The organism is Lentzea rhizosphaerae (genome assembly GCF_042649515.1).
GTDB lineage: Bacteria > Actinomycetota > Actinomycetes > Mycobacteriales > Pseudonocardiaceae > Lentzea > Lentzea aerocolonigenes.
Window position 1 is genome coordinate 676,607 of record NZ_JBHRZI010000011.1, and the last position, 24,881, is coordinate 701,487.

26 protein-coding genes are annotated in these 24,881 nt (G+C 69.3%); 10 read left to right on the forward strand and 16 right to left on the reverse strand.

Going from position 1 to position 24,881, the window contains the following annotated elements:
• Positions 1-28 precede the first annotated feature (28 nt).
• The 3 genes from ACFOWZ_RS10690 to ACFOWZ_RS10700 all read left to right on the forward strand — a co-directional run bounded on the left by ACFOWZ_RS10690 (position 29) and on the right by ACFOWZ_RS10700 (position 4,136).
• Positions 29-916 (forward strand): hypothetical protein, encoded by an 888-nt coding sequence (locus ACFOWZ_RS10690; protein WP_382371598.1) that lies wholly within the window; start codon positions 29-31, stop codon positions 914-916.
• 144 nt (positions 917-1,060) lie between these two features.
• Complete coding sequence (locus tag ACFOWZ_RS10695; RefSeq protein WP_382371600.1) at positions 1,061-2,386, forward strand: serine/threonine-protein kinase; 1,326 nt, start codon at positions 1,061-1,063, stop codon at positions 2,384-2,386.
• A 118-nt stretch (positions 2,387-2,504) separates the two neighbouring features.
• Positions 2,505-4,136 (forward strand): serine/threonine-protein kinase, encoded by a 1,632-nt coding sequence (locus ACFOWZ_RS10700; RefSeq protein ID WP_382371602.1) that lies wholly within the window; start codon positions 2,505-2,507, stop codon positions 4,134-4,136.
• On the opposite strand, the gene ACFOWZ_RS10705 is transcribed toward ACFOWZ_RS10700, so the two are convergent.
• Positions 4,137-5,039 carry a LysR family transcriptional regulator gene (locus ACFOWZ_RS10705; RefSeq protein WP_382371604.1) on the reverse strand — a complete coding sequence of 301 codons (903 nt, stop codon included), beginning with the start codon at positions 5,037-5,039 and terminating at the stop codon, positions 4,137-4,139.
• An 81-nt stretch (positions 5,040-5,120) separates the two neighbouring features.
• Between ACFOWZ_RS10705 and ACFOWZ_RS10710 the strand changes: the two genes are divergently transcribed.
• Together ACFOWZ_RS10710 and ACFOWZ_RS10715 are read left to right on the forward strand one after the other, a co-directional pair.
• Positions 5,121-6,047, forward strand: a complete 927-nt coding sequence (locus ACFOWZ_RS10710) for a DMT family transporter (protein WP_382371606.1) — start codon at positions 5,121-5,123, stop codon at positions 6,045-6,047.
• 121 nt (positions 6,048-6,168) lie between these two features.
• Positions 6,169-6,588 (forward strand): SsgA family sporulation/cell division regulator, encoded by a 420-nt coding sequence (locus ACFOWZ_RS10715; protein ID WP_030471968.1) that lies wholly within the window; start codon positions 6,169-6,171, stop codon positions 6,586-6,588.
• A 233-nt stretch (positions 6,589-6,821) separates the two neighbouring features.
• On the opposite strand, the gene ACFOWZ_RS10720 is transcribed toward ACFOWZ_RS10715, so the two are convergent.
• Both ACFOWZ_RS10720 and ACFOWZ_RS10725 read right to left on the reverse strand, forming a co-directional pair.
• The gene (locus tag ACFOWZ_RS10720) at positions 6,822-7,178 is read right to left on the reverse strand and encodes a hypothetical protein (RefSeq protein ID WP_382371608.1); all 357 of its coding nucleotides are present in this window, start codon (positions 7,176-7,178) and stop codon (positions 6,822-6,824) included.
• Positions 7,175-7,666, reverse strand: coding sequence for a hypothetical protein (locus ACFOWZ_RS10725; RefSeq protein ID WP_382371610.1), 492 nt, complete (start codon positions 7,664-7,666; stop codon positions 7,175-7,177). Before ACFOWZ_RS10725 ends, ACFOWZ_RS10720 begins: the two co-directional genes overlap by 4 nt.
• 105 nt (positions 7,667-7,771) lie before the next feature.
• Here ACFOWZ_RS10725 and ACFOWZ_RS10730 point away from each other — a divergent pair, with 105 nt between their 5' ends.
• A complete protein-coding gene (locus ACFOWZ_RS10730) occupies positions 7,772-9,058 on the forward strand; it encodes a serine/threonine-protein kinase (RefSeq protein ID WP_382371612.1) in 1,287 nt (428 codons plus the stop codon).
• Here the strand turns inward: ACFOWZ_RS10730 and ACFOWZ_RS10735 are convergent.
• The 3 genes from ACFOWZ_RS10735 to ACFOWZ_RS10745 are packed head-to-tail and all read right to left on the reverse strand — an operon-like array spanning position 9,042 to position 11,455.
• On the reverse strand, positions 9,042-9,632 hold the full coding sequence (locus ACFOWZ_RS10735) for a hypothetical protein (protein ID WP_382371614.1): 591 nt from the start codon (positions 9,630-9,632) through the stop codon (positions 9,042-9,044). The genes ACFOWZ_RS10730 and ACFOWZ_RS10735 overlap by 17 nt on opposite strands.
• Positions 9,633-9,638: 6 nt before the next feature.
• Complete coding sequence (locus ACFOWZ_RS10740) at positions 9,639-10,289, reverse strand: response regulator (RefSeq protein WP_112262282.1); 651 nt, start codon at positions 10,287-10,289, stop codon at positions 9,639-9,641.
• The gene (locus ACFOWZ_RS10745; protein WP_382371616.1) at positions 10,286-11,455 is read right to left on the reverse strand and encodes an ATP-binding protein; all 1,170 of its coding nucleotides are present in this window, start codon (positions 11,453-11,455) and stop codon (positions 10,286-10,288) included. Before ACFOWZ_RS10745 ends, ACFOWZ_RS10740 begins: the two co-directional genes overlap by 4 nt.
• A 132-nt stretch (positions 11,456-11,587) precedes the next feature.
• Between ACFOWZ_RS10745 and ACFOWZ_RS10750 the strand changes: the two genes are divergently transcribed.
• Both ACFOWZ_RS10750 and ACFOWZ_RS10755 read left to right on the forward strand, forming a co-directional pair.
• Positions 11,588-12,757, forward strand: coding sequence for a PspC domain-containing protein (locus ACFOWZ_RS10750; protein ID WP_382371618.1), 1,170 nt, complete (start codon positions 11,588-11,590; stop codon positions 12,755-12,757).
• Positions 12,750-12,941: a hypothetical protein gene (locus ACFOWZ_RS10755; RefSeq protein WP_382371620.1), complete on the forward strand. Its 192-nt coding sequence runs from the start codon at positions 12,750-12,752 to the stop codon at positions 12,939-12,941. Before ACFOWZ_RS10750 ends, ACFOWZ_RS10755 begins: the two co-directional genes overlap by 8 nt.
• A gap of 63 nt (positions 12,942-13,004) precedes the next feature.
• Here ACFOWZ_RS10755 and guaA read toward each other — a convergent pair whose 3' ends face one another.
• The gene (gene guaA / locus ACFOWZ_RS10760) at positions 13,005-14,564 is read right to left on the reverse strand and encodes a glutamine-hydrolyzing GMP synthase (protein ID WP_382371622.1); all 1,560 of its coding nucleotides are present in this window, start codon (positions 14,562-14,564) and stop codon (positions 13,005-13,007) included.
• A gap of 19 nt (positions 14,565-14,583) precedes the next feature.
• Here guaA and ACFOWZ_RS10765 point away from each other — a divergent pair, with 19 nt between their 5' ends.
• A complete protein-coding gene (locus ACFOWZ_RS10765) occupies positions 14,584-15,252 on the forward strand; it encodes an aminoglycoside phosphotransferase family protein (protein WP_382371624.1) in 669 nt (222 codons plus the stop codon).
• A 9-nt stretch (positions 15,253-15,261) separates the two neighbouring features.
• Complete coding sequence (locus ACFOWZ_RS10770; protein WP_382371626.1) at positions 15,262-16,707, forward strand: aldehyde dehydrogenase family protein; 1,446 nt, start codon at positions 15,262-15,264, stop codon at positions 16,705-16,707.
• Here ACFOWZ_RS10770 and ACFOWZ_RS10775 read toward each other — a convergent pair.
• The 9 genes from ACFOWZ_RS10775 to guaB form a co-directional block, all read right to left on the reverse strand.
• The gene (locus tag ACFOWZ_RS10775) at positions 16,698-17,951 is read right to left on the reverse strand and encodes an FAD-dependent monooxygenase (RefSeq protein WP_382371628.1); all 1,254 of its coding nucleotides are present in this window, start codon (positions 17,949-17,951) and stop codon (positions 16,698-16,700) included. The two genes, ACFOWZ_RS10770 and ACFOWZ_RS10775, sit on opposite strands and share 10 nt — an antisense overlap.
• Entirely contained in the window at positions 17,948-18,907 is a 960-nt protein-coding gene (locus tag ACFOWZ_RS10780; RefSeq protein WP_382371630.1) for an MBL fold metallo-hydrolase, read from the reverse strand. The genes ACFOWZ_RS10775 and ACFOWZ_RS10780 overlap by 4 nt, the downstream gene beginning before the upstream one ends.
• Positions 18,908-18,919: 12 nt before the next feature.
• The gene (locus ACFOWZ_RS10785) at positions 18,920-20,596 is read right to left on the reverse strand and encodes an FAD-dependent oxidoreductase (RefSeq protein WP_382371632.1); all 1,677 of its coding nucleotides are present in this window, start codon (positions 20,594-20,596) and stop codon (positions 18,920-18,922) included.
• Between the two features lie 33 nt (positions 20,597-20,629).
• The gene (locus tag ACFOWZ_RS10790) at positions 20,630-21,166 is read right to left on the reverse strand and encodes a type II toxin-antitoxin system RelE family toxin (protein ID WP_382371634.1); all 537 of its coding nucleotides are present in this window, start codon (positions 21,164-21,166) and stop codon (positions 20,630-20,632) included.
• Complete coding sequence (locus tag ACFOWZ_RS10795; protein ID WP_382371636.1) at positions 21,159-21,479, reverse strand: type II toxin-antitoxin system prevent-host-death family antitoxin; 321 nt, start codon at positions 21,477-21,479, stop codon at positions 21,159-21,161. Before ACFOWZ_RS10795 ends, ACFOWZ_RS10790 begins: the two co-directional genes overlap by 8 nt.
• A 62-nt stretch (positions 21,480-21,541) precedes the next feature.
• On the reverse strand, positions 21,542-21,739 hold the full coding sequence (locus tag ACFOWZ_RS10800; protein ID WP_382371638.1) for a hypothetical protein: 198 nt from the start codon (positions 21,737-21,739) through the stop codon (positions 21,542-21,544).
• A gap of 39 nt (positions 21,740-21,778) precedes the next feature.
• Entirely contained in the window at positions 21,779-22,126 is a 348-nt protein-coding gene (locus tag ACFOWZ_RS10805; protein WP_382371640.1) for a hypothetical protein, read from the reverse strand.
• A gap of 57 nt (positions 22,127-22,183) precedes the next feature.
• Positions 22,184-23,317: a GuaB3 family IMP dehydrogenase-related protein gene (locus ACFOWZ_RS10810; RefSeq protein ID WP_382371642.1), complete on the reverse strand. Its 1,134-nt coding sequence runs from the start codon at positions 23,315-23,317 to the stop codon at positions 22,184-22,186.
• 51 nt (positions 23,318-23,368) lie between these two features.
• On the reverse strand, positions 23,369-24,880 hold the full coding sequence (gene guaB, locus ACFOWZ_RS10815; protein WP_382371644.1) for an IMP dehydrogenase: 1,512 nt from the start codon (positions 24,878-24,880) through the stop codon (positions 23,369-23,371).
• Between the last annotated feature and the right edge of the window lies 1 nt (position 24,881).

A 24,881-nucleotide genomic window follows, 5' to 3' on the forward strand; every position in this document is an offset into this window, starting at 1 on the left:
AACGCGAACTTGGAAGGGTGAACGAGCGGTGTCGATTGAGGACCATCGTCGGCGGCTGAACGGTTCGGCGGAGTCGACCGGCCAGCTGTCCGTCGCCGAGCTGATCGCCCGCCGCGAGGCGGAAACCGTGGAGATCCCGGTGATCACCGACGACATCACCCCCGAGGCGTTCGAGCCGACGGTCAAGTTCAAGCCGGTCAAGGCCTCCGGCAGCAAGCTCCGCAAGCAGCCCATGAAGGAGCTGCACATCACCGAGCTGCTGCGTCGTGAGGGCAAGGCCGACGACACGCAGCGCGGCGGGTTCACCGTCGGCAAGCTCGCCGTCGCGGCGAGCGGCGGTGTGGTCCTCTGCGGGTCGATGGCGTTCGCCGCCTCCTCGTGGCTGTCCTCGCCGGACGAGCGGCCGCTCGCCGAGGTGCGGTTCGACGAGCGTGCGCAGGCCCGCGGCGCGAGCGCCGGCACCGAGGGCGTCGTGAAGCTCCCGTCGAACAAGACGCAGCAGTCCGACTCCACCGAGACGCCGGCCGACCCGACGACGGAGCAGACCCAGACGCGCGTCGCCCCGTACGTCCAGACCCAGCAGCCGCAGCGCCCGACGCAGCAGACCCAGCAGCCGACGCAGCAGCCCACCTCCGAGACGACTCCGCCCGCGAGCACGCCGCCGACGTCCACGGAGACCAGCCAGCCGAGCACGCCGCCGTCGAGCGAGACGCCTCCTCCGCCGCCGAGCTCGTCGACCACCACCCCGCCGACCAAGACCAACGGCAACAGCAACGCCAACCCGCCCAGCTCGACCCCGCTGCCCGCGCCGTCCAACCCGGTCGACGTCAGCGTGGACCTCGGCATCCTCGACCCCGTCCTGAACACCGTGGGCGACACCGTCGGCGGCTTCGACTTCTTCGCCCCGGTGAACTGACGAACGACGGGTAGCTCAGCGGCGGCCTGCGACAGGTACCCTGTGCGGGCGATTCCGGACGACCGCTGACTACCGCACGAGGAGCACGAGCGTGGGACCTGCTGCCGCAGCCGCAGTCACGCTGTGGACCGCCGGGGTGGTCTTGTGACGACGTCCGACACTTCGGACGGCCGTCTGATCGCCGACCGCTACCGCTTCCTCGACCGCATCGGCTCCGGCGCGATGGGCATCGTCTGGCGCGCCCACGACGAACGCCTCGGCCGCGAGGTCGCCATCAAGCAGCTGCTGCTGGCGCCCGGCCTGGACGAGGCTGAGCAGGACGAGGCCATCCAGCGCGCCATGCGCGAGGGCCGGATCGCCGCCAAGCTGCACCACCCGAACGCCATCGCCGTGTACGACGTCGTCGAGGAAGACGGCGTCCCGTGCCTGGTCATGGAGTACCTGCCGTCCTACAGCCTCGCGGACGCGCTGGCCGAGGGCGGGCCGATGGACCCGATCGAGGTCGCCCACATCGGTGCCCAGTGCGCGGCGGCTCTGGCAGCGGCGCACGCGGCGGGCATCGTCCACCGCGACATCAAGCCGGGCAACGTGCTGATCGCCGAGAACGGCGTCGTCAAGATCACCGACTTCGGCATCTCCCGCGCCTCCGACGACATCACGGTCACCAAGACCGGCCTGATCGCAGGCACGCCCGCGTACCTCGCGCCGGAGATCGCGCGGGGCCAGGACCCGACGCCGGCCTCCGACGTCTACTCGCTCGGCTCGACGCTGTTCGCCGCCATGGAGGGCGAGCCGCCCTATGGAGTGAGCGAGAACACTCTCGGTGTTCTGCACGCCGTCGCGGCCGGGCGGATCAACCCGCCGACCGTCGACCACCCGCTCGCCGACACGCTGCTGTACCTGCTGAACTTCGAGCCGGTCGACCGGCCGACCATGCCGCAGGCCCGCGAGCTGCTGGCCGCAGTCGCCAACGGCCGGTCGCCGTCGTTCAGCGGTCTGCCGGTGCCCGCGGGACCCGACCCGACGGCGATCGTGGAACCCGACCGGACCCGCGTGGTCCGTCCGGTCGCCAGGGCCACCGCGCCTGCCCGCACCGCGCCGCCGATGGCGCCCGCCGGCAGGCAGCAGGACAACCGGCCGCTGGTGATCGCCGCGATCGTGCTGGCGTTGTTGCTGGTCATCGGTGGTCTGATGGTCGTGATGGGTGTGTTCGACAAAGAGCAGAAGAACCCGTCCGCGCCTCCGACCTCGAGCTCGCAGACGGTGCAGCCGACCTCGTCGACAACCGAGGTGACGACCACCACGCCCGAGGCAACGACAACACGCGAAACGACGTCTAGCACTACGACGACTACAACTACGACCACCACGACGACGACTACGACTACGACGACCACCACGACGACGAAACCTTCGTCCTCGGCGGCGGCCACGACGACCACGACAACCACAGCTGCCCCACAGGGCTAAGCGTCGTTCTGTCGTAGATATCTCGTAAGGTGGGTACCCGCACCGATGGGTGATCTGAACCCGGACGTGTGACGAGCCGTTGAACAGAGAGCAAGTGACCGCACAGCGGGGAGCAACTGTGACCGACGATGGCCGATTGGTCGCTGGTCGCTACCGATTGAGCCAGCGGATCGGTAGTGGCGCCATGGGCGTCGTCTGGACCGCACACGACGAACGTCTGCACCGCACCGTCGCGGTCAAACAACTGCTCTTGCAGCCAGGACTCGCCGAAGCCGACACGGACGAGGCGAAGAGACGTGCCATGCGCGAGGGCCGCATCGCCGCGCGCCTGCAGCACCCGCACGCGGTCGCCGTCTACGACGTGGCCGAGGACGACGGCCAGCCGTGGCTCGTGATGGAGTACCTGCCGTCCAAGAGCCTCTCGGCGGTCCTGTCCGAACGCGGCACGCTTCCGCCGCGCGACGTGGCGTCGATCGGCATGCAGGTCGCCTCCGCGCTGGCCGCCGCGCACAACGCGGGCATCGTGCACCGCGACATCAAGCCCGGCAACGTGCTGCTCGGCGACGACGGCACCGTCAAGATCACCGACTTCGGCATCTCCCGCGCGACCGGTGACGTCACGGTCACCGCGACGGGCATGCTCGCCGGCACCCCGGCCTACCTCGCACCCGAGGTCGCCAAGGGTTACGACCCCGGCTCGCCGTCCGACGTGTTCTCCCTGGGCTCCACGCTGTACGCGGCGATCGAGGGCGAGCCCCCGTTCGGCCTGAGCGAGAACACGATCGCGCTGCTGCACAAGGTCGCGTCCGGCAAGGTCAACCCGCCGCGCAACGCCGGCCCGCTGACCGCGCTGCTGATGCGACTGCTGCGCGCCGAGCCGGAAGACCGCCCCACCATGGCCGAGGCCCGCGACGCGCTCGCCGCCGTCGCGAACGGCCAGGCCGCCGCCGCTTTCACCCCCGCCGTGGTCGCTCCGACGCACCCGCCGTCGTGGCGCGGCGCCCCGGTGCAGCAGCAGCCGCAGCAGCAGGCCGCCACGCGCGCCCTGACGCCCCAGACGCCGCCGCCTCCCGCCGCGACGCGAGTGGACCTGCACACGCCGCCGCGCGCCGTGCCCACGCAGCAGCAGCCGCCGTCGAACCACCGTCCGGCAGCCGCGCCCCAGTACTCGCAGCGCCCGAAGCCGTCACCTCTGTCGTCGGTCGGCAAGAGCAAGAAGTCGACGGTCTACACCGCGCTCGCCATCGTGGCGGCGGCGGTCATCGGAATCATGTTCGCGAGCATGATCTCGAACAACAAGGACAACGGCGGCCGGGACAACAGCGCCGGCGGCAGCACGTCGACCCAGCAGACGTCGGACAGCACGAAGCCGTCGACGCCGCAGAAGTCCTCGGGCAAGGCCGGTCAGTGGACGCAGGCTCCGCAGCCGTCCGACCAGGAGGGCATGCTGCGCGACTACTTCGCCACGGCTCCCAAGTCACCGGCGGACGCGTGGCAGATGACCAACGCGGCGTTCCAGGGCAAGCAGCCGGGTGGCTACTCCGGCTACGAGCAGTTCTGGAAGAGCATCGACAAGGCCGAACTGGTCAGCGCAGAGTACGACGGCAACTTCTTCTGGAAGACCGAAGTCAAGTACACGAAGAAGGACGGCACGACGTCGATCGAGCCGAAGGGCTTTGTCATCCTGTGGCAGAGTCCGAACATGCTCATCCAGACGGAGTCGTCCCTCGGCGCCGCACGTCAGGGCTGATCAGGAGGCCCGTGCGGCCTTCTCCAGAGCTTCGGCCAACGCCACCACGGCGGGATTCCACGCGGCGTCCTCGCGGTAGACGACGTGAATGTGCCGCACCGGTTCGGGATTGCGCACCTTGCGCAGAACGACGCCCGGATGCGCATATCCCAGGCCGAGCCGCGGAATGATCGTGACGCCGAGCCCGGCGGCCACGAATCCCTGCGCCGTCGCGTAGTCGTCGCTTTCCACGGCGACCTGAGGAGAGAACCCTGCGCCCGCGCACGCGTTCGTCACGAGGTTCTTGCACGGTCCGGAAGCGCCGTAGTCGGAGAAGATCCACGGCTCGTCGGCGAGCTCGGCGAGGTCCAGCACGCGCTTGCGGGCCAGCGCGTGACCCCGTGGGAGCACCGCGTAGAACGGGTCCGCCAGCAGGTGCCGCGCGACCATGCCCTCCGGGGCCGGGTCGGTGGGTTCCAGGACGGTGATCGCCACGTCCGCGCGGCCCGCGGCGAGCTCCTCGAACGGGTCGGTGGGCTCGGTCAGCTTCAGGTCGAGCTCGACACCGGAGCGTTCGGCGCGGAAGGTGGCGACCGCGGGCGGCACCAGGGCGGCGCCGGCCGTGGCGAAGTAGCGGACGCGCAGGGTGCCGGCACAACCGTTGCGCAACGCCGTCAGGGCGCTCTCGGCCTCGGCGAGCTGCTCGGCGAGGCGGGAGGCGTGCTCGGTGAGCAGCCGGCCGGCCGCGGTGGGCCGGACACCCCTGCCCACGCGTTCCAGCAGCGGCAGGCCCGCCTGCTTCTCCAGGCCGGCCACCTGCTGTGACACGGCCGACGGGGTGTAGCCGAGGTTCGTCGCGGCCGCGGTGATGGAACCGGTGCTCACGACCGCCCTGAGCACCTGCATGCGTCGCACGTCCAGCATCCCTCAACCTTACAGCTTCGCTTAAAGGTTATGCACAACAATTAAATTGTGTTTACGGGTCTGCGAGCGCATCGTTGACGTGTGAACCAACGCGGAACGTTGATCAGGATGGGTGTGCTCGCCCTGCTGTGGGGATCCAGCTTTCTGTGGATGAAGCTCGCGCTCGGGAGCCTCGCTCCCCTGCAGATCTCGCTCGTGCGGACGTTCTTCGGGGCGCTCGTGCTGGTCGTCGTGCTCGCCACGGCGAGGATGACGCTGCCCCGTGACCGCAAGATCTGGGGACACATGCTCTTCGTGGCCACCTTCGGCAGCGCCGTCCCGTTCACTCTCTTCGCCTTCGGCGGCCAGACCGTCGACTCCGGCGTGTCCGGCGTGCTCAACTCCACGACGCCGCTGTTCGCGCTGGCCATCGGCCTGGTGCTCGGCACGGAGAAGGTCAGCAACCTGGTCCGCATGCTCGGCCTCGGCCTCGGCTTCGCGGGCGTCCTGCTGATCTTCGCGCCGTGGCAGTCGGCCAACAGCATCGCGAGCTGGGGCGCGGTGCTCTGCCTCGTCGGTGCCGCGAGCTACGCCATCGGCTACACCTACGCCGGCCGCCACCTCGTCAACACCGGCGCGACCTCGACGCAGCTCGCCGCCATGCAGCTGACCACCGCGATGGGCCTGCTGCTCCTCGCCACGCCGTTCGGCGGCCTGCAGCCCCTGCACCTGCACTGGATCGGCATCGCGGCCGTGATCATCCTGGGCGTCTTCGGCACCGGCGTCGCGTTCATCCTCAACTACCGCGTCATCGCGGACGAGGGCGCCACCACGGCGACTACTGTCGGTTACCTGCTGCCGGTGGTTTCGGTACTCTTTGGAGCGATCTTCCTCGGAGAGCAGCTCAACGTGAGGGTCGTCGCGGGCATGCTCGTGGTGCTCCTGGGGGTCGCGCTGACCAGGAGGCAGCCCGTCCAGCCAGGTCAGGACGTCTCACCAAACGAGACGCGCGACCTGGTCAAACGCTGAACGGTGAGACGCAGGTCTCCCCCAGAAGGATGGTTCCGAGACGAATCGCGTCCTTATCCCGCCGGTTGGCCGTCTCCTCTTTGTGAGCGGACATGGAGACCAGCCTGGGAAGGACATCGACATGAACAACGAGAACCTGAAGGTCACCACGCGGACGACTTTTCAGCTCCTCGCCCCCGGCGCGGCACCCGCGCCGGTCGAGGCCGAGCTCGTCTACGACCCGGAAGACCCGTACGCGGTCGCCATCGTGTTCCACACGGGCTCCGGCCGCGTCGAGTGGATGTTCGCCCGCGACCTGCTGGCCGACGGTCTGCTGACCCCGTCCGGTGAGGGCGACATCCTGGTCCGCCCCGCGTCAGACGACCCGGAGCGCGTCCTGGTCGAGCTGAACGCGCCGACCGGGTTCGCCATCCTCAGCGCGGTCGCCGAGGACGTGGCGGCGTTCCTGGACAGCTCCTACGACGTCGTCCAGCCGGGCGAGGAGGACCTGTGGATCGACTTCGACCGCGAGCTGCAGAAGCTCGTGTCGACGATCGACTAGTGCGGGCCCGGAGTGGGGTTCGCGGCGGGTTCGGGCAGGAACCGCGCGGAGTGCGCTCCGGGGAGTGGTCTGACGGGCGCGGGGCGAGGTGCCGGCACGCGAAGTCGTGGCCGGGCAGCTCGTCGCCGGAAGACCAACCGAACGCCTCACGTCCACGCCACCTGCGACAGGATTCGAGCAAGAGGGTCTGACGGGCGCGCGGGCGTTGTGGGCGGCTCCGACGAAGCCGCCGACTACTCGGTCGCTTTGGGGTGCGCGCCGGCGTAGTCGACCCACACCGTGCGCCTTTCGACGTCGAGCAGGTACCAGACGCGGTCTCCACCGGTGACTTCGATCTGCCAGCGCGGCATGACCCGCCCACCGCGAGCACCGGTCGCCAAATGACGCCTGAGCGGATGGTGACGCGTCGTGGCCTCGCCTGATGCCGGACCAGGACGATGGCGCATAGTCTCCCAGGCGCCACGCAGGTTGTTCGCCGCCCGGTTCCCCAGCTCCTGCCACCCGCAAACGACGTCGGTGGTGTTGTAGCGGATGTGCCACTCCTCGCCGGTGGTCGGCGGCGCGACCGGGTCGTTCTTCTTCGGGCTCACGCGGTGGCGTCTCCCGGCTCAGGAACCTCCTCGTCGTCGTCCTCGCCGTCATCGCGGGTGAAGGTCTCGACGAGTCGCGGATCAGCCCACACCTCCGCTGTGTGCTTCCACTCCGTGATGAGCTGGACGACCGGTGCCGGAGTACCGAGGGAGTTCGAGGCTTCGAGGATCTCCACGAGCTCGACGATGAAGTGCTCCCTCTCCTCTGGCGGCAGGAACCGCACCCACGGGAACACGGTCGGCGTCAGCTCGGCAATCATTCCGCGCGCCTCCTCGCTGTGTCGGATCAGCGCGACGAAGAGCGACGTGGTGAACGAGACGACCTCGCGCACCTCCTCCGCCCTGCTGGCCGTCGTGAGCACCAGGTCTTCCTCGTCACCACGGCGGTGCACGAGCAGCGTCTGGTTCGGCGCCGCCTGCAGCTTGCGCACCGAATCCGCCGGCTTGTTCGACAGCTCACTGAAGTTGATCTCAGCTGCTAGGGGCATAGTTGTAAAGTACTTTAAAACTCGGGGTGGCTCCAGCGGCTTCACCCGATGGTGGCGTCCTGGGATCTGCGCGTGCTCGCGTCGGTGATTGATTAGTCTCGTGGTGTGACGACCATCGGGGACCGCTACACGCTGCTGGAGCGAATCGGCAGCGGAGCGATGGGGGTGGTCTGGCGCGCGCGGGACGAGGTGCTGGCGCGCGAGGTCGCGGTCAAGCAGCTCATCACCGGCGACCACCAGCGGGCGATGCGGGAGGCGCGGAACGCCGCGCGGCTGCACCACCCGCACGCCGTCGCGGTGTTCGACGTCGTGAGCAACGACGACCATGAGCCGTGGATCGTCATGGAGTACCTGCCGTCGCACAGCCTCTCTGCGCTCATCGCCGAGAGGGGGCCGATGAAGCCGGCCCAGGCGGCGAGCATCGGTGCCAAGGTCGCCTCGGCGCTGGCGGCGGCGCACAGTGCGGGACTGGTCCACCGCGACATCAAGCCCGGCAACGTCCTGATCGGGCACGACGGCACGGTGAAGATCACCGACTTCGGCATCTCCAAGGCCAGCGGTGACGGCACGATGACCGACACCGGCATGATCTCGGGCACCCCGGCCTACCTCGCACCCGAGGTGGCGCGCGGCGAGCAGCCCGACGCGGCGTCGGACGTGTTCTCGCTCGGTGCCACGATCTACTCGGCGATCGAGGGCGAGTCGGTCTTCGGGCCCAGCGACAACAGCTTCGGCCTCATCTACCGGGCCGCCAGCGGGCAGCTCCGCGATCCCAAGAACGCGGGCGAGCTCACCCCGTTGCTCACGCGCCTGCTCTCCGTCGACCCTAAGGACCGGCCGACCGCGCAGGAGGCCGCGGACCTGCTGGCCGCCGAGCCGCAGCCGTCCCAGCCGTTGCAGATCCCCGAACCGCGCAGGCTCAAGCCGCCGAACCGCCGGATCCTGGTGATCCTCTCGGTCGTCGCGGTACTCGCGATCGGTGGTGGCGCGGCCGCTGCGTACTGGGGCGGCACCGACAGCCGGGACGCCCCGACCAGCCAGAGCCTCTTCCCCGCCGAGAAGAAGTCCCGTTCCTTCTCGGCCGACGAAGCCGTCGCCTTCGTCAAGAGGCACTACGACCTGCTGCCGGGCAATCCCGCGGCGGCCTGGCAGAACTTCGACGCGCCGTTCCGGGAGCCTCAGGCCGACTTCCTGAAGCGCTGGAGCGGCTACACCTCGGTCCAGTGCGCGGTGCTGACCGCCGAGGTCCACTCCGAGGGGCCGCGGTGGGTCGTCCCGGTACAACTCGCCCTGGTCACGGACCTCGGCAAGCAGCGGAACATCAAGGTCAACGTCGCGGTCAACGCTGTCAACGACGAGATGAAGATCGACGGCCTCAAAGAAGTTGGATGAGCAGCCAGAAGCTGCCGCCGCCCACGACCACGCCCATCGCCGAACCCGCCAGCACCTGCGCCGTCGTGTGGTCGCCGAGCTCGACCCGCGACCACGCCACCAGCGCGGCGGGCACCGCGAGCAGCAGCCACCACGGTCCGTAGACGACCGTCAGCGTCACGACCGCGGCCCACGCCACCCCGGCGTGCAGCGAGATCTTCCACTTCAGCCCGAACGTGATCGCCATGCTGACGATCAGCGATGCGAACATGCTGCCGGCCAGCGCGAGCATGTTCACAGGCGCGGAGCCCAGGATCATGATCACCGTGCCGGCCGCAAGCGACGCACCGGCCGTGACCAGCGGCACGAGCCGGCCTTCACGGTTCGTGACGTGGTGGCCGTCCCACTTGCCCTTGCGCGCGCCGCGCACGATGACGGCCATCGGGATGACGGACGCCGTCAAGGCGACCACGAACCCCCACAGCAGCGTCTTCCACACGTTCTCCGTTGCTGCGGCGACAGCGAACGGCAGCAGAATCACCCAGACCCACGGCGCCAGCACCTCGGTGGCACCGCGGGCGACCTTTTTGATCAAAGCCCCTCAGACCAGTCTGCGATCCGTGGCCCAGCGGGAGAGCTCGTACCGGTTGGAGAGCTGGGTCTTCCGCAGGACGCTCGACACGTGCGTCTCCACCGTCTTGACGCTGATGAACAGCTCGGACGCGATCTCCTTGTAAGCGTAACCACGGGCGAGCAGCCGCAGGACATCGCGTTCGCGCGGGGTCAGCAGGTCGAGCTCCGGGTCGCTGATCGGCGCGGCACCCGGCCGGTCGGCGAACGCGTCCAGCACGAACCCGGCGAGGCGCGGCGAGAAGACCGCGTCGCCCTCGCTGACCCGCACGACGGCCTTGACCAGCTCCTGGCTGGAGATCGTCTTCGTGACGTAGCCGCGGGCACCGGCGCGGATGACGTTGATGACGTCCTCCGCCGCGTCCGAGACGGACAGCGCGAGGAACGTGACCTCGGGGATCTTGGTGCGGATCTGCCGCAGCACCTCGGCGCCGCCGCCGTCGGGCATGTGCACGTCCAGCAGCACCACGTCCGGCTTGTGGTGCGCGATCCCCGCCACCGCTTCGCCGACGCTGCCGGCCTCGCCGACCACCTCCACCTCGTCGGTGATCGTGTCGAGCTCGGCCCGCACCCCCGCGCGGAACAACGCGTGGTCGTCCACCAGGAACACCCTCACGCTCACGTCCTGGCCTCCGTCTTCCTCGGCATCTCGAGCTGCACCTCGGTCCCCTCTCCCGGAGCCGTGCGCAGTCGCACCTCCCCGCCGTGCCTGGTCATTCTCCCCCGGATGCTCCCCGCGAGGCCATGCCGGTCGTCCGGCACGAGATCGGGGTCGAAGCCCTTGCCGCGGTCGCGCACGAACACAGTGACCTTCTCCGGTTCGACCTCGGCGTAGACGCTGACCTCGGCCACCCCCGCGTGCTTGGCCGCGTTGACCACCGCTTCCTTCGACGCCTGGACCAGCGCGAACATCCCGTCCTCCAGCTCGCAGTCGCCGACCACGACCTGGGAGACGGCGATGGCGAAGTCGTCCTCGACCTCCGCGCACACCTGGGCGATCGCCACGCTGATCGAGTGCGGCTGCTCGCCCACCTCGCGGCCGTAGAGCCAGCTGCGCAGCTCGCGCTCCTGGCTGCGGGCGAGGCGCTTGACCTCCCGCGACGACTCGGACTGCTTCTGGATGAGCGCGAGGGTCTGCAGCACGGAGTCGTGCAGGTGAGCGGCGATCTCGGCGCGTTCCTCCGTCCGGATGCGGGCCCGGCGTTCCGCGTCCAGGTCGCGCACCAGCCGCATCCACAAGGGCACGGTCAGCACCGCCACGCCGGCCAGCGTCGCGACCACGGACAGCACGACGGTCGACAGGTTCTGGACGGAGTCGTTGACGACCAGGAACGCGGCGACCCCCGCCACGACCAGAGCGCCTCCCGCCACCGTCCGCACGATCCCCGTCTTCCCCTGCGCGAACGCCCCGTCCTTCCAGCGGCGCCGCTGTGCCTCGTCAGCCTCGCGCCACACGACAGCGGCGCCCACGAGTGCGATGGCGATCGGACCGGTGATCCAGCCGCTCCACGCCCCGTTGAGCAGCCCGGTGAACACGGCGACGCCGATGCCGAGAGCGGCGAGGCCCACGGCCTGCTGCCACTCCTTGCGGTCCTCGTCGGTCTCGGGTTCCACCACCGTCGACTGCGGGACGAACATCCAGAGCAGTCCGTAGGCGATGATCCCGATCCCGCTGAACGCGGCGGCCACGGCGAAGACCGCGCGCACCCAGAAGACGGGTGCGCCCAGGTGGTCCGCCAGTCCGCTCGCGACGCCCGCGACCACCCGGCCGGTGCGTCGACGGCGCATCGGCTCAATCCGTGCACTCACCATCCGATCGTCACACGTCCCTGCGAGTTGTTCATCAGGGATGACCCCGGTTCCGCGAATCAGGGCTGGTCCCTGATGTGGTTCCAGGCGTGACAGCGCAACCTTGTCGTCGTGAGCGGGACTGAGAAGGCGTTGCAGGGCGTGGCGGACACGCTCAGAGAGTTCTGGGCCCACCGTCCGGTGCGGCCCCGCGCAGGCCGCAAGCTCGGAGGCGTTGCCACCGGGATCGCGCTGCGCTACCAGATCGACCCGGTGATCGTGCGGATCGCGTTCGTCGCGCTCGCGCTGTCCGGCGGGGTCGGCCTGCCGATGTACCTGCTGGGCTGGCTGGTGCTGCCGGAGGAGGGCGACGAGGTCTCGCCGCTGGAGTCGCTGACCAACAAGGGCCACAGCTCGATGTCCCAGGCCCAGACGGTGCTTCTGGGCATCCTGTTGTTCCCCGCGTTCGCGTTCACGGTCGGGAGCGGCGGGTTCCAGGTCTTCGTGACGCTGGCGGCGTCGGTCGCGTGCATCTACCTGCTGCAGAAGAACCGCGGGCACCTGGCGCCGGCCACGCTCGCCGAGCCGCCGCCCGTGACGCCGGTGCCGGGGGCGCCGGCCTGGGACCCGCTGGGGGCCGCACCGTTCGCGTGGGACCTGCCTGAACCGGCTCCGCGGCCGCAGCCTCCCGCACCCCGTCCGCGCAAGCCGCGCATCGGTCTGGCCACGCTGGGCGTGGCGACGCTGGTGGTCGCCGGGTCCGCGATCGCGGGGATCTGGTCGCCGTGGTTCACCGCGCCGCACGTCATCGGCCTGGTGATCGCGGTGCTGGCGGCCGGGTTGCTGATCGGGTCGTTCACCGGCGGTGGCCGGGGCCTGATCTGGCTGCTGGTCCCGCTGTCAGTGGTCGGGTTCGGCATGACCACGATCAGCTTCGACGGTCCCACCGACTTCGGTGACCTCAAGGCGACGCCGAAGACGCTCGCGGAGGTCAAGGACAAGTACGAGATCAGCGTCGGCAGCCTGATGCTGGACCTGCGGGAACTGCCCGACTCCGGTTCGGTGAAGACAACGGTGGAGTCGGACCTCGGCGAAATGGTCGTGCACGTGCCGAAGAACGCCGACGTGACGTTCCGGTGCGAGGCCTCGTCCATCGGCGAGCTCAACTGCCTCGACCGGAGGGCCGACGGCAGCACCGTGCAGGTCGACGGCACCGATCTCGGTGCTGATGGCGAGGGCGGGCTGAAGATCGACCTGGACGTTCTGACGAACGTCGGAGAGGTGAGGGTGCTCCGTGACTGAGCCGGTGATGCGCAGGCGGATCGACCCGCTGGGCCTGGTCTTCGGGATCGGGGGCGGGCTGATGGCGGCCTACGTGCTGAGCAACGGGACGTTCTGGTTCGACTTCCGGTGGGCGCTCGGCGGCACAGCCATCGTCGTCGGCGTAGTCCTCCTGACCAACTCGCTACGCCGCAAGTCCCGCTAGTAGAAAACGATGAACGGCGCTTTTGTCCACCTGAAGTGGACAAAAGCGCCGTTCATCATTTGATCATTCCCACTCGATGGTGCCTGGGGGCTTGGAGGTCACGTCCAGCACCACGCGGTTGACCTCGGCCACCTCGTTGGTGATGCGGGTGGAGATGCGCTCCAGCACCTCGTACGGCAGGCGGGTCCAGTCCGCGGTCATCGCGTCCTCGGACGACACCGGGCGCAGCACGATGGGGTGGCCGTAGGTCCGGCCGTCGCCCTGCACGCCGACGCTGCGGACGTCCGCGAGCAGCACGACCGGGCACTGCCAGATCTGCCGGTCCAGCCCGGCCGCCGTCAGCTCCTCGCGGGCGATGGCGTCGGCCTGGCGCAACGTGTCCAGGCGGTCCTGGGTGACCTCGCCGATGATCCGGATGCCGAGGCCGGGGCCGGGGAACGGCTGGCGCTGCACGATCGTCTCGGGCAGGCCCAGCTCGGTGCCGACGCGGCGCACCTCGTCCTTGAACAGCGCCCGCAGGGGCTCGACCAGCTCGAACTGCAGGTCGTCCGGCAGGCCGCCGACGTTGTGGTGCGACTTGATGTTCGCGGTGCCCGCGCCGCCGCCGGACTCGACCACGTCCGGGTAGAGCGTGCCCTGCACCAGGAAGCGGTAGTCGCCCTCGGCCTTGAGGTCGCGCTCGGCCTGCTCGAACACGCGGATGAACTCGCGGCCGATGATCTTGCGCTTCTCCTCCGGGTCCGTGACGCCGGCCAGGGCGTTCAGGAACCGCTCGCGGGCGTCGACGGTGATGAGGTTGACGCCGGTCGCGGCCACGAAGTCGCGCTCGACCTGGGTGCGCTCACCGGCGCGCAGCAGGCCGTGGTCGACGAAGACGCAGGTGAGGCGGTCGCCGATGGCGCGCTGGACGAGCGCGGCGGCCACGGCGGAGTCGACACCGCCGGACAGCGCGCAGATCGCCTTGCCCTCACCGATCTGCTCGCGGATCCGCGCCACCTGCTCGTCCACGATGGACGACGTGGTCCACTGCGGACGGATGCCGGCGATCTCGTGCAGGAACCGGCGCAGCACCTCCTGGCCGTGCGGCGAGTGGTGCACCTCCGGGTGGTACTGCACACCGGCGAAGCGGCGCTCGGTGTCCTCGAACGCGGCGACCGGGGCGCCCTCGCTGGTCGCGGTGACCGTGAAGCCCTCCGGCGCCTTGGTGACGGCGTCGCCGTGGCTCATCCACACGGGGTGGCTGCCGGGCAGCTCCTCGTGCAGCGAGCCGCCCGCTCCCGTGACGCCGAGCTCGGTGCGGCCGTACTCGCGGGTGCCGGTCTGTTCAACTGCGCCACCGAGTGCGCGCGCCATGGCCTGGAAGCCGTAGCAGATGCCGAAGACCGGGACGCCGGTCTCGAACAGCTTCGGGTCGACCTGCGGCGCGCCTTCCTCGTAGACGCTCGACGGGCCACCGGACAGAACGATGGCCAGCGGGTTCTTGTCGAGGATCTCGCTCACCGTCGCGGTGTGCGGGACCACCTCGGAGTAGACCTGGGCCTCGCGCACGCGGCGGGCGATCAGCTGCGCGTACTGGGCGCCGAAGTCGACGACGAGAACAGGGCGGTTGCTGGTGTCGGACACGCCGCCAAGGATGTCATGCGTGGACGGGGAGCTGCTGACCGGTGGCGGGCTGAACCAGGTGTTCAGGGTGGGTGAGGCGGTCCGCAGGCCGGCCGGTCCGTGGGCCCCTCGGGTGCACGAGTTGTTGCGGCACTTGGCACCGCTGGGGATCGCGCCCGTTCCGCTCGGGCTCGACGACGACCACGAGCTGCTCAGCTACCTGCCCGGTGACGTTGGCCACGTGTTTCCGTCCGACGACGCGTCGTTGATCGAGTCGGCCCGGATGCTGCGCCGGCTGCACGACGCCACGCTCGATCTCGTGGACGTGCGCGACGGGTGGCAGCACCCCGCCAGGGAACCGGTCGAGGTGGTGCTGCACGGCGACTTCGCGCCGTACAACACGACCTATCGAGACGGCCTGCCCATCGGGATCTTCGACTTCGACTCCGCCCATCCGGGACCGCGCTGGTGGGACGTCAGCTGGGCCATCATCCAGTTCGTGTTCGGGCTGCCCCACGAGCGCAAACGGCGTGCGCTGCTGTTCTGCGAGGCCTACGGGTGCGACTACGACGACGAACACGTCCTCACCCGGCTGGACGATGCGATTCGCACGATTCGCGAGCATCCGGCGTTCGTGCGCCAACGCGCGGAACGGCACGATCTCCATTACCGCGGACTCATCGAGTACGTGCAGGCCAACAGGGCTTAACGTGATCCCATGGACGCGTTCACGCCGCAACCCAGGCCGTGCTGGATCGCCGGCCGCCCCGAGCAGGGCGAGCAGGCGTTAGAGGTCTCCCACCCGTTCGACGGCACCGAGGTCGCCTCGGTCGCCGTACCGGGCAGAGACCAGATCGAACGTGCGGTGGCGGCGGCTCACGCGGTGGCGAAGGAGTTCCGGCGAACACCGGCGCACGTGCGGGCCGAGGCGCTGCTGAAGGTGTCGAGGACGCTGGCCGAACGCGCGGAGGAGATCGCCGAGACGATCACCGCGGAGAACGGCAAGCCGCTCAAGTGGGCAGAGATCGAGGTCTCGCGGGCGGTCAACACGTTCCGGTTCGCCGCGGAGGAGGCCCGCAGGTTCACCGGTGGGCTGCAGCGTCTCGACACCGACGCGAACGGCGTCGGGCGGATGGCGATCGTCCGGCACGTGCCGCGCGGGCCGGTGCTCGCCGTGGCGCCGTTCAACTTCCCCCTCAACCTGGTGGCGCACAAGGTCGCGCCGGCGCTCGCGGTGGGTGCGCCGGTGATCGTGAAGCCGGCTTCGGCAACACCTCTGAGTGCGTTGCTGCTCGGCGAGATCCTGGCCGAGACCGACCTGCCGGAGGGCGCGTTCTCGATCCTTCCCGTGCGGGGCAAGGACATGGACGCTCTCGTGAAGGACGAACGGCTGCCGGTCATCTCGTTCACCGGCTCGACGAAGGTCGGCTGGTCGCTGATGGAGGCCGCGCCGCGCAAGCACGTCGTGATGGAGCTCGGTTCCAACGCGGCCGCGATCATCTGTCCCGACTGGACGGACCTGGACCACGCGGCGCAGCGCATCGCGACGTTCGGCAACTACCAGGCCGGGCAGTCGTGCATCGCCGTGCAGCGGGTGATCGTCGACCGCTCGAAGGCGGAGGAGTTCGTGCCGAAGCTGGTGGAGGCGGTCGGCGCGTTGAAGACCGGCGACCCGCACGACCCCGAGGTCGAGGTCGGTCCGCTGGTCGACGAGGACAACGCCCGGCGCGTCGAGGAGTGGGTCCACATGGCCACCGACGCGGGCGCGAAGGTGCTGCTCGGCGGCAAGCGGACGGGCACGACGGTCGAGCCGACCGTGCTGACCGACGTGCCGAGGACCGCGAAGGTGTGGACCGAGGAGATCTTCGGGCCGGTGCTCGTGGTGTCGGTGGCCGACGGTGTCGAGGACGCGTTCGCGCAGGCCAACGACACCAAGTACGGGCTGCAGGCCGGGGTCTTCACCCGTGACGTGCAGGTGGCGTTCGAGGCGGCCGCCGAGCTCGAGGTCGGCGGCGTGATCATCGGGGACGTGCCGTCCTACCGCGCCGACCAGATGCCGTACGGCGGAGTGAAGGGATCGGGCACCGGACGTGAGGGCGTCCGGTCCGCGATGGAGGACTTCACCGAGGAACGCATCACGGTCCTCACCGGCATTCAGCTGTAGCCCAACGCCCGGCGCCGCACGTCGTCGTTGTCCTCGCCGGCGACGTGGCCGTCGGGCCTGATCACGCGCCCGTCCGCGACCGTGAAACCCGGTCCGGCGGCGCGTGACCCGGCGATCAGCTCGCCGCCTTCGGTCGTCAGCGGCGAGTCGGTGTAGGCGAACGGCGTGAAGAGCTTGCCCGAGTCGATGCCTTCACCTGTTTCGAGCGCGCGTTGCCTGCGTTCGCGTTCTTCAGGCGTGCCCGGGACGAGGAACCGCATGGTGTCGCCGGTGATGCGGAGGTTCTCGTCGGCGGCGGCACCGCGTTCGACGTCGTAGGACGCCAGCAGGCCCGGTCCTGCCTCGCCTCGCCGGTCGAAGGCGATCTTCCACGCCGCGTTGTCGGCGTCGCAGATCCCGGAGTTCAGGCCGCGGGCGCCGAACGGGCTCATCACGTGGGCGGCGTCGCCCGCGAGCAGGATCCGGCCTGCTCGCAGGGTTCTCGCGCGGCGCTGGTGGAAGCGGTAGGTGGACTGCCAGACGACCTCGTACGGCTTGTCGCCGACGATCGCGCGGATGTGGTCGTCGGTGAGCTGGACGTCCTCGGCCACCTGCCAGTCGATGCGCCAGACGCCCTTCGGCTGCGGGTGCAGCAGGACCTGGCGGCCGGGGTTCCAGGGCGGGTCGAAGTAGAAGCGGCGTTCGGGCGTCTCGAAGTCCAGGTCGACGCGGACGTCGGCGATGATGAACCTGTCCTCGAACGAGAAGCCGTCGAACGGGATTTCCAGCAGCTGCCTGACCGTGGAGTGCACGCCGTCCGCCGCGATGCAGTGCGTGGCCCTGATTCCGTCCTGAGTGGACACTCCCTCGTCGTCCTGGGTGAGGCCGGTGAGGGTGTGCCCGTGGCGGAGCTCGATGAGCGGTTCGGCGCGGACGCGTTCTTCGAGGAGCTGCTCGACGACGGTCTGCGGGGTGTTCACGAACGGCGGGAAACCCTTGACCTCCGGGAAGGTCAGGGTCAGCACCTCGCGGTCGCGGTGGTAGGTGCGGCCGGTGTACCAGGTGACACCGGCGTCGGCGACGGCCTGGCCGACACCGATGCGTTCCAGGATCTCCAGCACGTCGCGGTGCACGCAGATCGAGCGGCTGCCCTGCTCGTTGCGGTGCTCGGCCTTCTCCAGGACCACGCTCGGGACTCCGGCGCGGGCCAGGAACAGGGCCGCGGTGAGCCCGACGGGTCCGGCGCCGACGACGAGGACCGTCATTGCAGGGCGTCCCAGACGACGCGGTCGCGTTCGGCGGTCCAGATCTCCGGCCAGTCCTTGCCGTCGCACTCGTCCCAGTAGCGCTTCACGTCGAACGGCAGGCAGTGCTCGAAAATCGGCCAGCGCCCGTAGCGGCCCACGAGCGTCCGGTGCGCCAGCTCGAACGCCTGCTTGAGCGTGCCGCCCTCCGCGTGAACCCCGCCGACCGTGCGGCGCAGCTCGTTGAGGAAGTGCCTGCTCTGGTTGATGGCCGCCTCGACCTCGATGCGGTCGCGCGCGACCTTGCCCCGCCCGCCGACCAGCACCTCGGCACCGAGGTCCTCGATCTCGTCCAAAGTGGACGTCGCCCACTCGTCGTGGAACGCGTCACCGGTGTAGAGCGCGGCCTGCGACTCGACCAGGTCGCCCGCGAACAGGATGCGTTGCTGCGGCAGCCACGCCACGATGTCGCCCGCGGTGTGCCCGCGGCCGAGGTGCTGGAGCACGAGGTCGCCGCGCTCGCCGCCTAGCGGGATCGACATCCGGTCGGAGAACGTGAGTGTGGGCCAGGTCAGGCCCGGGATCTCCTCGGGCTTCTCGAACAGCCGCGGCATGCGGCCGAACTCGCTCTCCCAGTCCTGCTGCCCGCGTTCGGCGATCAGCACCCGCGTCATCTCGTGCGCGACGATCTCCTGGGCGTCGAACGCGCTGGCGCCGAGCGTGCGGACGGCGTGGTAGTGGCTGAGCACGAGGTAGCGGATCGGCTTCTTCGTGTGCTCGCGGAGCTGCGCGAGCCACCGGCGCGCGGCCGCGGGTGTGGCGCGCGCTTCGAAGCAGATCAGGAAGTCCTCGGCCTCGATCGCCCCGACGTTGGGGTCGCCTTCGGCGGTCAGGGTGTAGACGCCCTCGGCGAGCTCGACGAAGACCTCGTCCTTGGGGGCGAGGTCCGCGCTGGAGGCAAACGGCTTCTTGGCCATGCCTCCACCGTGTCAGGACGCCTTCACGATCGGCAACCGCAATGCGGCTGGAGCTTGATGGGGAACCGCCGGGTTCTTCGGCTTGGCCGGGTTGATCCGCTTGTAGGGCTGGCCCTGGGCGGGCCGCTGGTCCTGCTCGCCCTTGTTCGGCCACAGCGAGAACGCCCGCTCGGCCTGCGCGGTGATCGTGAGGCTCGGGTTGACGCCGAGGTTCGCACTGATCGCCGCACCGTCCACAACGGACAGTCCGGGGTAGTTGAAGACGCGGTGGTAGGGGTCGATCACGCCGCTGTCCTGGCTGTCGGAGATCGCACAACCGCCGATGAAGTGCGCGGTCAGCGGAATGTTGAACAGCTCACCCCAAGTCCCGCCGGCCATGCCGTCGATGTGCTTGGCCGCCAGCAGGTTCGCCTGGTGCCCCGCGGGGATGAACGCCGGGTTGGGCTCGCCGTGCCCCTGCTTGCTGGTGAGCTTGCCGCGCTTGAGGAACGTGGTGATGGAGTTGTCCAGGCTCTGCATGACCAGCAGGATCACGGTCCGCTCGCTCCACCGGTGCACGCTGAGCAGCCTTGCCAGTCGCATCGGGTGCCTGATCGCCTGCTTGATGAACTGCAGCCACCGCGGGGTGCTCGCCGCGCCGTCCGTGGCGAGGGTCTGCAGCATGCCCATGGCGTTGCTGCCCTTGCCGTACCGGACGGGTTCGATGTGCGTGATCTCGTCGGGGTGGATGGAGCTCGTGATCGCAACACCCTTGGTGAAGTCGTTCTCGGGGTCGACCGTGTACCGCGCCGCGCCGATGATCGACTCGGAGTTGGTGCGGGTGAGCTCACCGAGCTTGTCCGAGATCTTCGGCAACGTGCTCGCCTTGGCCTTGTGGAGGAGTTGCTGCGTGCCCCACGTGCCGGCGGCGACGACGACCTGGTCGGCGGTGAAGGACTTCGTGGCTTTTCCGCCGGTCATCTTGGTGTCGACGGTCCACTTGCCGTCGCGCTCGTGGAGCTTGGTGACCGTGGTCAGCGGGAACACCTGCGCGCCCAGCTTCTCCGCGAGGTAGAGGTAGTTCTTGACCAGCGTGTTCTTGGCGCCGACCCGGCACCCCGACATGCAGCTGCCGCACTCGGTGCAGCCCGTCCGCTGCGGCCCGGCGCCACCGAAGTAGGGATCGTCCGCGGTCTTCCCGGGCTCGCCGAAGAACACCCCGACGGGCGTCGGATGGTAGCTGTCCTCGACCCCCATGTCCTTCGCGACCTTCTGCATGACGACGTCGCTCGGCGTCGTCGTGGGGTTCGTGACCACCCCGAGCATCCGGCTCGCCTGGTCGTAGAACGGCTCCAGCTCCTCCTGCCAGTCGGTGATGTGCGCCCACTGCCGGTCCTCGTAGAAGGGCTTGAGCGGCCGGTACAACGTGTTGGCGTAGACGAGACTGCCACCGCCGACCCCCGCGCCGGCGAGCACCATGACGTTGCGAAGGGTGTGGATGCGCTGGATGCCGAAGCACTTGAGCTGCGGCGCCCACAGGTACTTGCGCAGGTCCCAGCTGGTCTTGGCGAACTCGTCGTCGGCGAACCGCCTGCCGGCCTCGAGCACCGCGACGCGGTAGCCCTTCTCGGTCAGGCGGAGCGCGGCGACGCTGCCGCCGAACCCGGAGCCGACGATGACGACGTCGAAGTTACCGGCGAGTTCACCCATGAACCGGAGAGTAGGCGTTACTTCCGGTAACGCCTAGTCCCCGATCGGTTCAGAGGCGGAAGGAGAACTGACGAAGGCGGTCCACAGGTCGACCGCCTGCTCGAGGTTGAGCGCGGCGACCCGCTCCCGCGGGATCCTGGCGGTGTGCACGAGGCGCTGTGCCAGCCAGTCCGGGACCGGCTCCCGAACCGGAGCCTCCTCGACGACGCCACCCGCGAGGCGGCCGAGCCTGTCGATCACGTCGGCCAGTCTCGCGAGCGTGGAGTCCCCTTCAGCCATCGAGGCGACCCTCGCGGACGCCTCGGCGTAGACCTCGGCATCCGACCGCACGCCCACGCACCAGATTTCGCAGACCTCGACCGCACCATCAGCGGTGATCCGATAGACGATCCGCCAGTGGTTGCGGCCCACGACGAGCTTCCGAAAGCCGGTCAGCTCGCCGCCGAGAGGATGCCCTGCCTCCGGGTTGCCGAGAAGGATCTGGATCTTCTTGAGCACCTTGGGCACCACGTCGGGCCCGAGGCGACGCAGGTCGTCGATGGCCGCGTCGGTGAACAGGACTTCAGCCATCGAGTGAGTCGTCGTCCTCCACCGCTGCCAGCGACTCACGCGTGTGCCCGAAGGCTGTCAGCACGTCGTCGAAGGACGTGCGGCGGCCCGAGTCCACCGCGGAACGAGCCAGCACGAGCGCGAGATCCCTCAGATCTGCCGCCGCTTCGTCGATCTCACGCAGGTGGCTCATCGAGACGACGGCGGCGGCCCTGTGGCCGTGTCGCGTGACGACCACCGGGCCGCTTTGCTCGGCGTCCGCGACCAGACCGGCGACGCCGCGCTTCGCAGCCTCGGTGACAGTCAACTCACGAGCCTCGTGAAGAGCGGTCATGCACAGAACTATACAGAAAATGTGTACAGGCGAGAAAGAGCGCCGGTGGGCGCCCTTTCAAGTCAGAGGACCAGGCCCTCGATGACCCACACCATGAAGGCCACGACCAGCGCTGTGATCACCACGCCACCGCCGATGAGCAAGGCGAGCACCTTCCACCCGATGCCGTTCTCGTCCGCGGGCTCTTCGGGCAGGTCGTCGATCTCCGGTTCCTCGACCGCGTCCACGTCGCTGTCACCGAACAAGGCATTCAATTCCACGGTGACAAGGACGCGCGGGGTGGTGGTCAGGTTGCAAGATCAGCTCTGCGACCACGCGGCGACCGGAAGACTGAGGTAGACGCCCACCTGAGCCAGTCCTGTCGCCTCCTCGATGGCCTCGCACAGGCCGTCGGCGCGGTCCTGGCGGTTCGCGGCACGGCTTTCGAACCACTTGGATCGCACCTCGACCACCACGTCCATCTCGCTGACGTCGAACTCTCCGCGCGACCGGAAGTACAGCTCCACGTCACCGGGCTGAAGATCGCCGTCGTAGGGCTCCTCCTCGCACTCCACCGCCACCGAGACGGCGTGCGGGAGCATTTCGGCGAGCTTCCTCAGCACTTTGCGGGGCATGTCGGGCGCGTAGGTGATCTCGACGAGCGGCACGGTTCCAGCAAAGCAGAAGGGCGCGTCCCCGCAGGAACGCGCCCTTCGAAGCTCACATCAGCCGCGGATCGTCAGGCCGACCTTCTGGAACTCCTTGAGGTCCGAGTAGCCGGTCTTGGCCATGGCCCTCTTCAGCGCGCCGAACAGGTTCGTCACGCCGCGCGGGTCCGCCGACGGGCCGAACAGCAGCTGGCGCAGGTCGAGCTCCTGGTCCACGGCCTCGGCGACGAGGCTGCGCGGGACCGACGGGTGCGCGGACGACGCCGTCCAGTACAGGCCCTGGCCCGGTGCCTCGGTCGCGGCGGCGAGGGGTTCGCCGAGCATCACGGCGTCGGCACCGCAGGCGATGGCCTTCGCCACATCGCCCGAGGTCGTGATGCCGCCGTCGGCGATGACGTGCACGTAGCGGCCGCCGGTCTCGTCGAGGTAGTCGCGGCGGGCGGCCGCGGCGTCGGCGATCGCGGTGGCCATCGGCACGCCGATGCCCAGGACCGAGTCGGTGGTCGTGACGCCCGGCGTGTAGCCGTAACCGACGATCACGCCCGCCGCGCCGGTGCGCATCAGGTGCATCGCGGTGCGGTAGTCGCCGACACCGCCGGCGATCACCGGGATGTCGAGGTCCGCGATGAACGACTTCAGGTTCAGCGGCTCACCACCACGCGTGACGTGCTCGGCCGAGATGATCGTGCCCTGCACGACCAGGATCTCGACGCCCGCGGCCAGCAGGTCCGGCGTGAGCTCCGCAGCGCGCTGCGGGCTGACGCGAACCGCGACGGTGACGCCCGACTCGCGGATCTGCTTGACCGCCTCGGCGATCAGGTCCATCCGCAACGGCGCGGCGTGCAGCTCCTGCAGCACCTTCACGGCCGCGGCCGGGTCGTCGCTGTCCTCGGTCGCCTGGACCAGGCGAAACAGCGCCTCGTCCACGTCGCCGTGACGGGCCCAGAGACCCTCGGCGTTGAGCACGCCGAGACCGCCCAGCTCGCCGACCGCGACCGCCGTGCCCGGCGACACGATCGCGTCGGTCGGGTGGGTGATCAGCGGGATGTCGAAGCGGTAGGCATCGATCTGCCACGTCGTGGAGACGTCCTTCGACGACCTCGTGCGACGGGACGGGATGATCTCGATGTCGTCCAGCTCGTAGGCCCGCCTCGCGGTCCGGCCCATGCCGATCTCGACCAGATCGCGCACCTGTAGTTCCTCTCCCAAGCGGTAGCGGGCCTTCGAACAGCCCGGAGAACCCTAACGGGTGGTGTAGTTCGGCGCTTCGACGGTCATCGTGATGTCGTGCGGGTGGCTTTCCTTCAGACCCGCCGCCGTGATCCGCACGAGCTGCGCGTCCTGCAGTTCGGTGATCGTCCGAGAACCCGTGTAGCCCATCGCCGCCCGCAGGCCGCCGTTGAGCTGGTGCACGACCTGCGACAGCGGGCCGCGGAACGGCGTGCGGCCCTCGATGCCCTCGGGGACGAGCTTGTCCTCGTTGAGCACGTCGTCCTGGAAGTAGCGGTCCTTCGAGTACGACTTGGCGTCGCCGCGGGACTGCATCGCGGCCAGCGAGCCCATGCCGCGGTAGGTCTTGAACTGCTTGCCGTTGACCAGGATCAGGTCGCCGGGCGCCTCCTGGGTGCCCGCGAGCAGCGAACCCAGCATCACGGCGGACGCACCGGCCGCGATGGCCTTCGCGATGTCGCCGGAGTACTGGATGCCGCCGTCACCGATCACCGGCACACCGGCCGGGCGGCAGGCCAGCGAGGCCTCGTAGATCGCGGAGATCTGCGGCACACCGACACCGGCGACGACGCGCGTGGTGCAGATCGAGCCGGGACCGACACCGACCTTCACGCCGTCCGCGCCCGCGTCCACCAGCGCCTGGGCACCGGCACGCGTCGCGATGTTGCCGCCGACAACGTCGACCGAGTCACCGAGCTCCTTCTTGATGCGGGCGACCATCTCGAGCACGCCGCGCGAGTGGCCGTGCGCGGTGTCGACCATCAGCACGTCCACGCCGGCGTCGGCGAGCGTCATCGCGCGCACGAACGAGTCCTCGCCCACACCCACGGCGGCGGCGCAGAGCAGGCGGCCGTCCGGGTCCTTGGTGGCGTTCGGGTACTGCTCGGTCTTCACGAAGTCCTTGACCGTGATCAGGCCCTGGAGCTTGCCGTCACCGTCGACGATCGGCAGCTTCTCGACCTTGTGCCGGCGCAGCAGCCCCAGCGCGGCGTCGGCCGACACGCCGACCTGCGCGGTGACCAGCGGGCCCTTGGTCATGACCTCGCTGACGCGCTTGGTGTGGTCGAGCTCGAACCGCATGTCGCGGTTCGTGATGATGCCCACCAGCTTGTTGCTGGCGTCGGTCACCGGCACACCGGAGATGCGGTAGCGGGCGCACAGCGCGTCGACCTCGGCCAGCGTGGCGTCCGGAGAGCAGGTGACCGGGTCGGTGACCATGCCGGCCTCCGACCGCTTCACCGTCTCGGCCTGGCGCGCCTGGTCCTCGACGGACAGGTTGCGGTGCAGCACGCCGATACCGCCCTGACGCGCCATCGAGATCGCCATCCGACCCTCGGTGACCGTGTCCATGGCGGCGCTGGCCAGCGGAATCTTGAGGGTGATGTTGCGCGAGATCCTGGTGCTCGTGTCGACGGCGCTCGGGACGACGTCCGACTCGGCAGGCAGCAGGAGCACGTCGTCGAAGGTCAGCCCCAGCATGGCGAACTTGCTCGGGACTCCATCAGCGTTGAGCTCGCTGGTCATA